Source organism: Sporosarcina saromensis, assembly GCF_033253735.1.
Lineage (GTDB): Bacteria > Bacillota > Bacilli > Bacillales_A > Planococcaceae > Sporosarcina > Sporosarcina saromensis.
The window spans coordinates 28,133-41,839 of record NZ_JAUBDI010000013.1 but is presented as its reverse complement, the minus strand read 5'-3'; the positions used below and the strand labels follow the sequence as shown (position 1 = coordinate 41,839).

The window sequence follows — 13,707 nt, the reverse complement described above, 5'->3', positions numbered from 1 at the left end:
AGGGAAAAGTAGGAAGAGGATGTCGCATAGAGAGCTTCTGACGGTGGAAATGAAGCGGACAAATCTTTCGAACATGATCCTTGAGCTTCGCACTGAACACTCTACGGATTAGTAGGCTGCGACGAGAATTGGCGCTTGTTATCTACGTCAAAGTATAACGCTTTTTCAGCGCGTACTTTTAGAGGTAATCAGTGTGAGCTGGTTATAATGTAAGGTGGTACCACGGGCAAAAACCCCGTCCTTATCGATTGTGATCGATAGGGGCGGGGTTTTTTTGTACCTAAAATGAGGAGGAGTTATAATGGCAATTTTTATAGGCGGAGCGTGGCCATATGCGAATGGCTCGTTACATCTCGGGCATATCGCAGCGTTGTTACCTGGAGATATTTTAGCGAGATACTATCGGTTAAAAGGGGAAAAAAGTGCTGTATGTTTCCGGGAGTGATTGTAACGGTACACCCATTTCGATTCGCGCCAATGCGGAAAATGTATCAGTGAAGGAGATTGCTGACCGTTTCCACACAGAGTTTGTCGTTTCATTTGCGAAGCTCGGCTTTACATACGATATTTACACAAGAACAGATGGAACATTCCACCATCAAATTGTTCGTCACGTATTTTTGAAATTAGTCGATCGGGGGTTAATTTTCAAAAAGGATACGGAACAAACCTATTGTGAATTTGACGAAAGGTTCCTACCCGATCGCTTTGTTAAAGGGCTTTGTCCGCATTGTGGTCTTAAAGCAAGGGGCGATCAATGTGACCATTGTGGTTCGCTTTTGGATCCATCCGAACTAAGAAACCGTACATGCGCCCTTTGCGGGAATGAACCGACGACGAAGTCAACGGAACACTTTTATTTCAAATTAAGTGATTTTCAAAAGCAATTGGAAACGTATGTAGCGAATGCGAAAGTTGAAGACCGCTGGCGTGATAATGCCATTAACCAGTCTGAACGGTATTTGCAGGAAGGGTTACATGACCGTGCGGCTTCAAGGGATTTAGCGAACGGCGTTAACATCCCCGTTCTCGGTTATGAAGGAAAGAAAGTGTATGTATGGATCGAAGCCGTCACGGGCTACTATTCAGCGAGCCGTGAATGGGCTGCGTTGAATCGAACGGATTTAGAAGAGTATTGGAATGAAGACATGGTTTCCTATTATGTGCACGGTAAGGACAATATCCCTTTCCATACGATCATCTGGCCCGCCATCCTTATGGGAATCGACCAGCAACACGCATTGCCGACCCATGTCATTTCCAATGAATATTTGACGCTAGAGAAGCGGAAATTGTCGACGAGCGAAAATTGGGCGGTATGGGTGCCGGACATTCTTGAGCGCTATCATCCTGATTCATTGCGCTACTTTTTGACGGCGAACGCCCCGGAAAACCGTGACGCTGATTTCTCATGGCGGGAGTTCATTTACAGTCACAACGCAGAACTATTAGGAGCGTATGGCAACTTTGTTAACCGATCGTTAAAATTCATTGAGAACTCATTTGCAAGTGTTGTACCGCAAGCCGAAATTGATGTGGCCATGAAGGAAATGATATGTGATCTTTATCCGAAGGTCGGGGAATAGATTGAAAAGGGGCATTTTAAAGAAGCAATTGAAATAATTTTTGATGGAGTTCGGAAAGCGAATAAATATTTTGATGATGAAAAGCCATGGGTTCAAATTAAGGAAGAGGCAGGTGCTTGTCAACGGACGATGGCAACTTGTGTTTACTTAATTGCCAACTTCGCGCAGCTCCTCTCTCCTTTCCTTCCTTTTTCAAGCGAGGATGTAGGCGCGTTGTTAAAATTGCAGAAGTTTGAGTGGCAAGAAGTGACTGTTGGTAGTTGTGTATTGCCGCCTGTAAAACCGTTATTTGAACGGATTGATGTCGGACGGATTGACGAAGAATTGGCACGACTGCATAACGGGAAAATTTGATGAAGACTAGCCTCTACTTTTTGAAGTGGAGGTTTTTTTGGGGACTTGTGTAAGTGGATGAATGTGACTGGGGTTCATTTGCACGAACAGTTGGGTTGTGAATGTATGTAAATTCCTTTATTTGGATGAGTGGTGATAAACAGCAGTTGAGCGGTGATAAATTGCCGGTGAGCGGTGTTAACACATCGACAAGCGGTGATAAACTCACAACGAGCGGTGATAACTAGTTTTGGCCTGCTAACAGGATGAGATTGCTGAGAATTATCTTCTGGAAGTTGTGAATCGGTGATAAACTCCTCCGAATCGGTGATAAACTGGCTTAAACCGGTGATAACACTCTCCGATTCGGTGATAACACTCTCCGATTCGGTGATAACGCTCTCCGATTCGGTGATAAACTGGCTCAAACCGGTGATAACGCTCTCCGATTCGGTGATAAATCAAAAACAACAAACTCGGCACTTCCCCTTTTGGTATGAAAAGGGAGTGGAATGGAGAATCGGTGGTAAGGGTCGCTGAATCGGTGGTAAACTGCCCTGATTCGGTGGTAAAGTCCTTCGAATCGGTGGTAACCTCCTCTGAATCGGTGGTAAAGCCCTCCGAATCGGTGGTAAATCGGTAAATGCCGCAATGGTGCGGCTTCATTCACATGAATAGATGGTTTACACGCGTCTTGAAGTTCCTTTATCTAGATAATCAGTGCTGAACTGGCTCGTTTAAGGATAGCACCCTCATGAATCGAGGGTCTTTGGATTAAACGCTGCATTCTTCATTCTAAAGCAACGATTTCACCAAAATACTTCGTAACCATCTCCTATTCCCCTCTCCCCTAATAATAACTAATGCAATTTTTGCATATCTTTGAGACAATAAGCGTATATAGGAAAAGGTTGGAAGGTGGACTTGAATGAAGGAGCGACATTTTTGGTGGGCGATTGCGTTTATCGGTTTGAGTTGGATTGCCAATTCGATTTATGCGCAGTCCAAACAATTGAAGGAGCCCATTTTTCTGGATCATTATATTGAAACGTCGGCAAATCACGATATCATTACTTTTTATTACTTGGCGAATAAAAATGATCAGCGACATCTGAATTATTTTTTGATTAATCACTTGAATGCATATTTGGAAGATGAATTTATCTATTCCCAAGAGCAACCATATAATATGCAATCATTTAGGCATCATGTCCTTAGAAGTAAGACCATTCATTTAAATAGTATGGATTTAGCGTATCATTCTCCTGATAAAGATTTTTCATTTACGAATTTATCAGCTATTTTTTCGGATGGAACGAGTGTAGACGCTTCGATTGGAGACGTTACTATCCATTCAAACGATCCGTTTTTTTCTAGCGATTCACTAAGGATGCATTCTTCAAGTAGCAGCAATTCCGGTGAAAGTTCATATCAATTTGAAGCGATTGAGCCGATAACTATTAATGAGATTTCGTACTCGTTTTATGAGAGATTCAAAGATGATTTGTTGATTACTAGCAATTTAGCAGGTAGCCCTTCTAGCATTCCAGTAGATGAAATGGATTTCCCGATTCATCTTGAAAAAGGGCAGCAATTCACAATCAAAATTACTCCTTATCAAAATGCATCTATTGTTCATCCGGTTATGTTTCCCATCAGCGTTTCTGGATTTTCTCAACAAGGGGAGGCTTTCGTAACCTCAGCATGGTATGTCAATCAGCCGTATTTGACGCAACAAGATGTCAACGCTATTATCCGAAAGAAAGCAAGGAGGGATTCGGATTGAACAGTGCATTACGAAGGATTTTCTGGGGCTACCTCTTCATCTTTTTTCGCATCCATATTGGCATTGATGTATTAATGGATCCAATTGGTTATATGTTAATCTATTCCGGATGTGCACGAATTGTAGACGAATTTCCCCAAGCAAAAAAAGCGATGATTGTTGCTATTGTTGGTTCGGTTCTGTCAATTCCTTCTATCGTTGTAAATTTGTCAGATCCAACACTATCCTATAGTTGGTCTATGTATGGGATCGCATTATTTTTGATGAAGATACTAGTTGCTTTTTATTTATTCATCGTACTAACGGACATTGTAGCTACGATTGGCAAACCTTCTTTAATTGTTAAGACACGGAGTACTTTTAAAATCTTTATCGGCTTTCATCTTTTCGCATTTGCACTTCAATCCTTTTATATGAATACTTCGGGTGATGGATGGGTTGTGCTAAATGTATTGTCAGCAATCGGTGTGCTTATTATGGATATTCTTTTCTTATTGTTGTTACGAAAGATTCGCAATGCTGCACCAAGCAGTCCACAAATAAATTACTTACTATAAACCAGTTACAGGGGGAACATACAATTGTTTAAAAACGATGCAAATCAAGTACGTGCCGGTTGGATACTTTTACTTGCTGCTGTGAGTATGTTTGTTGGACAACAGCTTTTCGCTTTGCCAGGTGTGTTTGTCTTACTTTTTACTGATTCGTCTTCAATGATGACGGGTTCAGAAGCTGACCTCCTCGCTTCCTTTGACGACTATCCTTGGATTTTCCTTCTTACGCAAGGAGGCGGTACGATTGGCGGCATGCTCGTCACGGTTTTATTATGGAAGTTTTTGAATAAAGGCACCTTACAAACACTCGGTTTCAGAAGACCACTTAAAGATTTAGGCTTCGGCTTGTTGTTAGGAGCCATTTCGATTGTCCTTATTTTTATCATCCTTTACGCTACTGGGGATGTCACGCTTTTGAAACCTTTTTCCCAACCGGAGTTTTCCGTCTATACGTTGACGTTTCTTCTATTATTCATTCTCGTTGGTTTCTTTGAAGAAATGTTTTTTAGAGGCTATGTGATGAGGACGATGGCTGATCGTGGGAATCCTAAATGGCTGATCTATATCGTTTCAGCTGTTATCTTCAGCTTGGCGCATGGCATGAACCCGAATGTAAGCCTAATAGGGTTACTGAACATTGCATTGGTCGGCGTGTTATTTGCTTATATGTTCGATGTGACGAAAAGTTTGTGGTTACCGATCGGCTATCATATTACATGGAATTATGTGCAAGGAAACGTCTTCGGATTTCCTGTGAGCGGAACGACTCCCCATGGAATCTATTCCATTTCGGTGGAAGGTGGCAATGAATTATTGACAGGCGGGGCGTTTGGTTTAGAAGGCGGCATGTTGGCAACTTTGCTCATTGTGTTAGGTTTTTTAGCGACACGTGTGTATGAAAAAATGAGAGGCGATGCATGACGTATGAACAGGAGGAATGCTACGTGGGTGAAGAGAAGAATCCTGCCGAACAACGCGAACGCTTGCGACAAAACGAGTTGAAGAACAGTCCCATGAATGCTTTAGGTGACGGGATGCGACAAGGTAATCTTGCTGATCTTGTAGGTGGTGTCAGTTGGAAAACGACCGGTGTACTAATTCTTGTATTAATTGGCGCGCTTGTCTTGGGGGCAGTTTTTGACTGGTATTAATTATTAATGAACCGCAAACAGCCGATGTTGGAACAATCGGTTGTTTGCGGTTTTTACTGTCTTTATTGCCCAACAGTCTTTTTCTGCCGACCGCTTAGCGTCAAGACGAGAATTCCCCCTAATAACAAGGCGATTCCTGACCAAGAGACAACCGACAGTTTTTCGCCTACTACAACTACACTAAGAATGGCAGCAGTTAGTGGCTCGGCTAATGACAGTGTAACGGCTGATGAGGAAGGAATGTTTCGCAAACCGATTGAAAAAAGAATATACGCAATGGTCGTCGTAGCAATACCGAGATAGAGCATCGTTGAAATGCCCGGCACTGTCAATAACCCTTCTGTTTCAAACATAAATAAAAATGGCAACAACATCATGGCGCTCGCCGAGAAAATGACCGCCACAGATGGTATGGCCGCTACTTTTTCCACTACTTGTTTGTTAAACAATGAATAGAATGCGAATAGTAAACCCGCACAAAGCGATAACGTCACGCCAACTGGATGGACGGCCATTCCTTCTTTATTTGAAAAGAGTAAAATACAACCCACTACCGCCATTGCTGTAGCGGTCAACCAAATCCGCGTAGGACGTCTTTTGTGAATAAACCATTCGATGAGTCCTGAAAACATCGGCGCACTGCCAATCGCGACAACCGTTCCAATCGCAACGCCCGTTAACCGAATGGACGTAAAAAAGCAGTATTGGAAAATCGCCATCGCCAACGCAGCTGAAAGTGTCGCTTTCCATGGCCAATTGCGAAATTCAATCTTGCGCAAGAGTAGCATCACGATCAGCAGCGTAAACCCACCTACAGCGAGTCTCGACGCACCGACCGCTAATGGGTGAACCGTTTGTGGCATGAATGTCTGAGCGGTACCAGTCGTCCCCCATAGCATCGCGCCAAGCAGGACTGTTATGTAAGCAATGCGTTGCGACAAAGAAATCCCCTCCCCTGTTAATTTGAATATAGCATGTTTTCAGGGGAAATGAACCTGTTTTCCATATTATTCATGTCTATATTTACGTATTGTGAAGGTAGACGATCAAGCAGTCGCTATTATCCATTAAACACGTCGAGTTATCAATCGAGTTCACAATTTATTCGATTGGATACGGGAAGTTATCAATCGAATTCACAAAGTTATCGCCATTTCATGACCTTTTTACTAGCACACGCCTGCTCATAAACCTTAATAAAGGCAAAGGCATTTTGTGCGCATCATTCAAACGCTCCGCAACTCATCTACTCCCGCGGAAACGACACCATTAAACACTATTTTCTTGTCGCGCTACATGCACTTGACCAACTAAAGGTTTTTCCGCGAGCGGATGCTTCTAATCATTTGAGTTCACAACTTATTCGATTGGATACGAGAAGTTATCGATCGAATTCACAATTTATTCGATTCGATACGGGAAGTTATCAATCGAATTCACAAAGTTATCGCCATTTCATGACCTTTTTACTAGCACACGCCTGCCCATAAACCTCAATAATGGCAAAGGCATTTTTTGCGCATCATTCAAACGCTCCGCAACTCATCTACTCCCGCGGAAACGACACCATTAAACACTATTTTCTTGTCGCGCTACATGCACTTGACCAACTAAAGGTTTTTCCGCGCAGCAGATGCTTCTAATGATTTGAATTCACAAAGTTATCGCCAAAAAGAGACCTTTCACCTAGCGAAAGAAGGTCTAGCAACAATAAATTCTTTCAACATCCCCATTACATTCAACGTTTATTGTAAATTAAACTGCCAATCTATGTTTCGATGGGAATTTCACGCGTATGTCTAGGGCCACTTACATTATCTATACATGTCCACATACAATGTATCTGCATTTAATTTCCCCCATTGAACTCCCCAAAGTCCTTCACCTGTTCAACACCATAAATCGTTCATGAATTGTTTACATTGTTGCTGAATGATCCCCTGCTTCCTTATGGTAAGCTGTATGAAAGGAGTTGCAGCACAATGGAACAAACTTCAACAGCTCGTACGTTACTAATAGAAGCAACGCAGTTTATTACACAATGTTATGCTGAACTGGGGAAATCGGATGAAGATCGAATCGATCGTTTAGCGGAAATTAAACATGAAATCGATGTAACGGGGACCTATACGCACAAACCGTTTGAATTGGAACACGGTGCGAAAATGGCTTGGCGCAATAGCAATCGATGCATCGGACGGTTGCTTTGGCACACATTACATATTGTTGATGCGCGTAATGTGGTTTCAGCAGAAGATGCATTTGAAAAACTAGTCGACCACATTGCATATGCAACAAATGATGGGCAAATCCGCTCCACTATTACCGTTTTCCCTCCACGCAAAAATGGGAAAGATCCACTTCGGATTTGGAACCATCAACTACTTCGGTACGCCGGTTACAAAGATGGAGCGGAACTTATTGGCGATTCCGCTTCTCTTGACCTGACAGAGGTATGTGAAAATCTCGGGTGGCGTGGGGAAAAAACACCATTCGATTTACTTCCTCTTGTCATTCAAGCAGACGGAGAAAAAGCGCAATGGTTTTCCATCCCTGAGGAAATTGTAAAAGAAGTACCGATTATCCATCCTGAAATCGAAGGATTTGCGGCTCTAAATTTGAAATGGTATGCGGTTCCGATCATCTCAAACATGCGGTTAGAAATTGGGGGCATTGATTACCCAATGGCACCGTTTAACGGTTGGTATATGGGGACAGAGATCGGGGCAAGAAACTTGGCGGATGCGGACCGCTACAATATGTTGCCACGTATCGCCGATTTGATGGGATTAGATACAAAGCTGAACCGTTCACTGTGGATTGACAAAGCTTTGGTGGAGTTAAATATAGCCGTATTGCACTCTTATCAACAAGCTGGTGTGACGATCATCGACCACCATACCGCTGCAAAGCAATTTAAGCGCTTTGAAGAAAACGAACGAAAAAGTGGACGGGCCGTTACCGGAAACTGGGCATGGCTCATTCCCCCATTGTCACCGGCCGCCACCCATATTTACCATCAACCTTATTCTAATGAAAAGCAATCACCTAATTATTTTTATCAACCGGATCCGTTTCGGAGCTAATACTAAATCTCTTCAATAAATGAACGCTCTCAAAATCGGTCATTCCATACTGATTCACACTGTTTACAACACGTCCATCCATCTATCCCCTGTTGTTTGGACGGTTATAATATGCTACACTGGCATGTAGGCTTTATGCCTCGTGGTTCGTAACCATCCCACGATAAAAAACTAAGGAGAAATGAATATGAACGTAAAAACTCTTGCGACGAGCGGCATTATTGCTGCGTTGTATGTGGCTGTGACGTTTTTGATTGCCCCTTTTGGCTTCACGAACATCCAGTTCCGTTTGTCAGAGATGTTCAACCATCTCGTCGTTTTCAATAAAAAATACATCATTGGGATTGTACTCGGTGTGTTTGTCGCGAACTTATTGTTTTCTGAACTTGGACCAATTGATTTGGTATTCGGTGTCGGACAATCTGTTATCGCGCTATCGATTACAATCTTTTCAGCGAAGTTCATCAGTGGACTTTATAAAAGGATGTTATTTAACACCTTGGTGTTCACAGTAACGATGGTCCTCATCGCCTGGGAATTAAACATTGTGTTAGAACTTCCATTTTTACTTACATGGCTTTTCGTTGCAGTTGGGGAATTTGTCGTCATGATGGTCGGCATTCCAGTAATGATTGCGTTAAATAAACGAATCAATCTCGAAAAGTTGATTTGAAGAAGAGGCGGATTTCCGTCTCTTTTTTTATGAAAGAAAGGAGCAATCTCCATGTATATGACAATTGAAGAAACGGCAGATTACTTAGGCATGCCCGTCAGCCAAGTGCAGAAGTATGTTTTGGAAGGGCGTATCAAGGGTATTCACAATGGCAATGAATTTTTAGTGAACCAAGCGCAATTTGAATTGTATTTTAAACAGCTAGAAACAGTCAAACGCCAAATCGCGGAGTATTTAAGTGAACAAATCCCTCCAGACCGAGATATTAAAGACGAAGATTAACGCGAAAAACCCTAGTACCATCGACTCAATTTTTTCATCATTCCCTTCACCTACCCTTCTTGAATAATTACTACCAATTCCGTGTATAACTATTGATGCTATGTTGTTTCATTCGCATGATAAAAAAATAAAATAAAACAATTCCATATACATTCATACACGGAACGCTTTTGCTTTCCTTCAATAGGATTGGTATAGTTTATAGTCGTTTATAAAAACGCAATTGCATAGGGGGAAACATGAGAAAAATCTCAAATGTATTTTACATCACAATCGGTCTTATTATTTTGGCCGTCGGTTACGGGGTGCTTGCATCAGAAAGCTTTGAAACCGTTACTTCAACAATTAAGAACTTTGTAGCCGCTTCATTCGGCTGGTATTACATGATGATTATGTCTGTATTATTGGCACTTAGTCTCTTTTTGATTTTTAGTCCGTTCGGAAAAATCCGTTTGGGCAAAAACACAGATCGTCCTGAATTTTCAACCGTGACGTGGATTGCTATGCTATTTTCTGCCGGGATGGGGATCGGCCTCGTATTTTACGGAGCTGCAGAACCTTTATCACACTATGCAATCAATCCAGCGACGAAGGAACCGAACACAGATGCAGCATTCAAGGAAGCATTGCGTGAATCGTTCTTTCACTGGGGCTTACACGTATGGGCCATGTACGGTATTGTCGCATTGGCACTTGCCTATTTCCAATTTCGAAAAGGCGAACCGGGGTTAGTTTCAGCAACATTGAAGCCGATATTCGGTAAAAAGATGGAAGGCTCTTGGGGTACACTTGTGGATGTACTTGCCGTTTTTGCAACTGCTTTTGGCGTTGCGACAACGCTCGGCTTCGGTGCTGTTCAAATTAACGCAGGACTGAACTATTTGTTTGGATTCGAAATGGGGATCAGTTCGCAATTCATCATTATTGCAGTCGTCACTGTATTATTCATCATGTCGGCTTGGACTGGAATTAGTAAAGGAATTAAATACTTGTCCAACACAAATCTTGTTCTAGCAATTGCATTGCTTGTATTTGTGGTCGTTTTAGGACCGACACTACTCATTTTCAACATGTTTACGGATTCCGTCGGTGGTTACTTGACCGATCTCGTGCAAATGAGTTTTCGAACCGCTCCTTTGAATGAAGGCAATCGTGAATGGCTGGATATGTGGACAATTTTCTATTGGGCATGGTGGATTTCGTGGGCTCCATTCGTCAGTATGTTCATCGCCCGGGTATCAAAAGGACGTACAATCCGTGAATTCATGATTGGTGTATTATTGGCTCCGACTTTATTATGTATGATTTGGTTCTCTTCTTTTGGTACGACAGCCATTACTGCACAAAAAGAAGGGATAGCAGACTTATCAAAGTCGTCCATTGAACTTGTTGTATTTGATATGTTTGGTACGATGCCATGGTCCTTCTTCATTTCGTTAATTGCCATCTTGCTCATTGCTTCCTTTTTCGTTACGTCCGCTGACTCAGCGACATTCGTATTAGGTATGCAATCGACATATGGCTCTTTGACACCACCGAATAGTGTAAAAATCATTTGGGGCGTCATCCAATCTTCCATTGCACTGATTTTGCTCTCTGTCAATGGATTGACCGCGTTGCAAAACACAATCATTATAGCAGCGTTGCCATTCTCTTTCATTATCTTGCTAATGGTTGTATCGCTCATTAAAGAGTTGAATGCAGAATTGAAGCTTTCTAAAACAAAGAAATAATAGCAAAACCGCGTGGAGCCAAGGCCTAAGCCTCTTGCTTTCACGCGGTTTTTTTCACTTTATCGTTAGCTTAGAACAGGAACTGGCTTTAGCTGACGTATTATATGCACAAGATCCGCGACCATGGCGCTGCCGGTAGGATACATCCCTGCTCCTGGACCAATTAACGTCAACTTCCCTAAATAATCCGTTTCGACGATAATCGCATTATCGACGCCATCAATTGCATAAAAAGGATGTTCAGCGTCTAATAGGACTGGACCTACTTTACCTGACAACTTCCCCTCATCGTCAATTCGGATCTCCGCTACGTGACGATAGCGAAGTTCAGCTTTTGAAGCTTCCAACACGTCGTCGGTTTGGATATGATCAATTCCAACGACTGACACTTCTTCCCATTCAGGTTGTTCGTCAAACGCTAATGAGCTGACAACCATTAATTTATAAAACGCATCAGATCCACTTATATCATCTGTCGGATCTGCTTCAGCAAACCCCTTTTTTTGAGCATGATGAAGGGCTTCTTCAAAAGTAACTCCTTCATCTCGCATCGCAGTCAAGATAAAATTAGAGGTCCCATTTAAAATGCCCTGCACCCGATGGACACGATCCCCCGCCAACAGATTTTCGATTGTCCGGATAATTGGAATACCACCAGCCGTTGTCGCTTCGAAACCGACTTGTACGTCTCTGAATTCTGCGTGTTTCAATAAAGCAGGGCCATGTTTGGCAAACATCTTTTTATTAGCCGTAATGATATGGATACCCTTTTCAATCGCCTGCGACAAATATGTGTACGCCGGCTCTTCATCCACAATCGCCTCAAAAATGATATCAATTTCTGGATCGTTCAAGATGTCGTCAATCGAATCCGTTACAAGGACACTCGGAGCGACCGCCCTTTTCGTATTAACGTCTCTTACTAAGATAGAAGCAATTTCAATCGAATAGCCTGTATGTTGTTTCAATTGCTGCCTTTTTTCGTTTACGATCTTATAAACGCCTTCTCCGACAGTTCCGAAGCCGATTATAGCGGCTTTTATTGACGGCATGCCGCCACCTCCCTATAATCTTTCGCTGCTGTAGCCTCTTTTCCTTGTCATGTACTAAAGAAAAGGAGACCTCCCCCCTTATCGCTGCGTCACAGGTACCGCTTTTGCAATTGCCTGTTCAAGGTCAGCAATAATGTCTTCAGGTGATTCAAGACCAACCGATAGGCGAATCAACTCTTCAGGCACACCTGAATTTTTCAAGTCCTCTGCAGAGAGTTGCTGATGCGTCGTAGAAGCCGGATGGATAATGAGAGATTTTGCATCACCCACATTCGCCACATGAGACCAAAGGGTAATGTTGTCAATCACTTTACGACCTGCTTCACGCCCGCCTTTGATGCCGAAAACAATAATTGAGCCGAAGAATCCATTCTTCAAGTATTTCTTCGCATTCTCATGTGTCGGATGGTTTTCAAGACCTGCATATGTTACCCATTCAACAGACGGATGAGCCTGTAAGAACGCGGCAACTTTTTGCGCATTTTCGTTATGACGCGGAATTCTTAAGTGCAAAGTTTCTAGACCTTGCAGGAAGTTGAATGCACTATCTGCATCTAAGCAAGGACCAAAATCACGTAACAATTGCACACGAAGCTTTGTCGCAAACGCTGCAGCTGCTGCATCAATACCATAACGGAGACCATTGTAAGTACCATCCGGTTCTGTGAAACCTGGGAACTTGCCTCGTGTCCAGTCGAATTTCCCTGCATCTACGACGACACCACCAATTGTTGTACCATGTCCGCCAATCCATTTTGTCGCGGAATGAATGACTACGTCTGCACCAAATTCGATTGGATTTGATCCGTATGGGGATGCAAATGTGTTATCGATGAGGAACGGAATTTCGTTTTCATGGGCAATGTTTGCGACCGCTTCAATGTCGAGCACCTGTAGGCTCGGATTTCCAATTGTTTCAGCAAAAATGGCTTTCGTTTTATCCGAAATGGCCGCGCGGAAGTTCTCAGGATCCGCAGCATCAACAAATTTCACAGTAATTCCGTAACGAGGGAGTGTCACGGCGAATAAATTATACGTACCACCATATAAATTGCTTGCTGCAACAATTTCATCTCCTGCACCTGCAATATTTAAAATGGAAAATGCAATAGCTGCCATTCCTGAAGAGAGCGCAACTGCAGCAGTGCCTCCTTCGAGTAACGCGACGCGTTCTTCAAAAACAGAGACCGTCGGATTTGTAATGCGCGTGTAAATATTGCCTGCTTCTTGCAAGCCAAAAAGGTTTTGGGCGTGTTCAGTATCGCGGAAAACAAAAGCGGTTGTACGGTGAATCGGCACTGCGCGTGAACCTGTGTGAGGATCCGGCTTTTGGCCACCGTGTAAAAGAAGAGTTTCAGGTTGAAGTGAGTTGTTCGTCATTGTCATTACCTCCAAAAGTTTTTTTAAGATGAATGAGTTCGATGCGGAGGCGATGGGGTTTTAGGAATAAAAAAATAACCCCTTTCGCTAA

11 protein-coding genes, 1 pseudogene, 1 riboswitch and 1 other annotated feature (1 of these 14 running past the window's edge) are annotated in these 13,707 nt (G+C 42.8%); of the genes and pseudogenes, 9 read left to right on the top strand and 3 right to left on the bottom strand.

Translation table 11 applies throughout. The annotated features are described in order from the left end of the window. Positions 1–246, top strand: a binding site (T-box leader); it begins 14 nt to the left of the window's first position. A 55-nt stretch (positions 247–301) separates the two neighbouring features. The 5 genes and pseudogenes from metG (at position 302) to QT711_RS13165 (ending at position 5,410) form a co-directional block, all read left to right on the top strand. Next, positions 302–1,940, top strand: a pseudogene (gene metG, locus QT711_RS13185) (methionine--tRNA ligase). Positions 1,941–2,847: 907 nt separating this feature from the next. Beyond that, positions 2,848–3,705, top strand: a complete 858-nt coding sequence (locus tag QT711_RS13180; protein ID WP_317944959.1) for a hypothetical protein — start codon at positions 2,848–2,850, stop codon at positions 3,703–3,705. Beyond that, positions 3,702–4,262 carry a hypothetical protein gene (locus tag QT711_RS13175; RefSeq protein ID WP_317944958.1) on the top strand — a complete coding sequence of 187 codons (561 nt, stop codon included), beginning with the start codon at positions 3,702–3,704 and terminating at the stop codon, positions 4,260–4,262. The genes QT711_RS13180 and QT711_RS13175 overlap by 4 nt, the downstream gene beginning before the upstream one ends. A 24-nt stretch (positions 4,263–4,286) precedes the next feature. After that, positions 4,287–5,180: a CPBP family intramembrane glutamic endopeptidase gene (locus QT711_RS13170; protein WP_317944957.1), complete on the top strand. Its 894-nt coding sequence runs from the start codon at positions 4,287–4,289 to the stop codon at positions 5,178–5,180. Between the two features lie 23 nt (positions 5,181–5,203). Next, the gene (locus tag QT711_RS13165) at positions 5,204–5,410 is read left to right on the top strand and encodes a DUF6366 family protein (protein WP_317944956.1); all 207 of its coding nucleotides are present in this window, start codon (positions 5,204–5,206) and stop codon (positions 5,408–5,410) included. A gap of 62 nt (positions 5,411–5,472) precedes the next feature. On the opposite strand, the gene QT711_RS13160 is transcribed toward QT711_RS13165, so the two are convergent. Continuing rightward, complete coding sequence (locus QT711_RS13160) at positions 5,473–6,351, bottom strand: DMT family transporter (protein ID WP_317944954.1); 879 nt, start codon at positions 6,349–6,351, stop codon at positions 5,473–5,475. A 1,041-nt stretch (positions 6,352–7,392) separates the two neighbouring features. Here QT711_RS13160 and QT711_RS13155 point away from each other — a divergent pair. The 4 genes from QT711_RS13155 to QT711_RS13140 all read left to right on the top strand — a co-directional run bounded on the left by QT711_RS13155 (position 7,393) and on the right by QT711_RS13140 (position 11,184). Continuing rightward, complete coding sequence (locus QT711_RS13155; RefSeq protein WP_317944952.1) at positions 7,393–8,496, top strand: nitric oxide synthase oxygenase; 1,104 nt, start codon at positions 7,393–7,395, stop codon at positions 8,494–8,496. A 136-nt stretch (positions 8,497–8,632) separates the two neighbouring features. Further along, a riboswitch (PreQ1 riboswitch) is annotated at positions 8,633–8,677 on the top strand. A gap of 6 nt (positions 8,678–8,683) precedes the next feature. Further along, positions 8,684–9,169, top strand: a complete 486-nt coding sequence (locus QT711_RS13150; RefSeq protein ID WP_317944950.1) for a QueT transporter family protein — start codon at positions 8,684–8,686, stop codon at positions 9,167–9,169. Between the two features lie 51 nt (positions 9,170–9,220). Further along, on the top strand, positions 9,221–9,451 hold the full coding sequence (locus QT711_RS13145; RefSeq protein WP_317944948.1) for a helix-turn-helix domain-containing protein: 231 nt from the start codon (positions 9,221–9,223) through the stop codon (positions 9,449–9,451). Positions 9,452–9,690: 239 nt separating this feature from the next. Next, positions 9,691–11,184, top strand: a complete 1,494-nt coding sequence (locus QT711_RS13140) for a BCCT family transporter (protein WP_317944946.1) — start codon at positions 9,691–9,693, stop codon at positions 11,182–11,184. Between the two features lie 65 nt (positions 11,185–11,249). On the opposite strand, the gene QT711_RS13135 is transcribed toward QT711_RS13140, so the two are convergent. Together QT711_RS13135 and QT711_RS13130 are read right to left on the bottom strand one after the other, a co-directional pair. Next, positions 11,250–12,236, bottom strand: coding sequence for a homoserine dehydrogenase (locus tag QT711_RS13135; RefSeq protein ID WP_317944944.1), 987 nt, complete (start codon positions 12,234–12,236; stop codon positions 11,250–11,252). Positions 12,237–12,314: 78 nt separating this feature from the next. After that, positions 12,315–13,616: an O-acetylhomoserine aminocarboxypropyltransferase/cysteine synthase family protein gene (locus QT711_RS13130; RefSeq protein ID WP_317944943.1), complete on the bottom strand. Its 1,302-nt coding sequence runs from the start codon at positions 13,614–13,616 to the stop codon at positions 12,315–12,317. Positions 13,617–13,707: the final 91 nt, after the last annotated feature.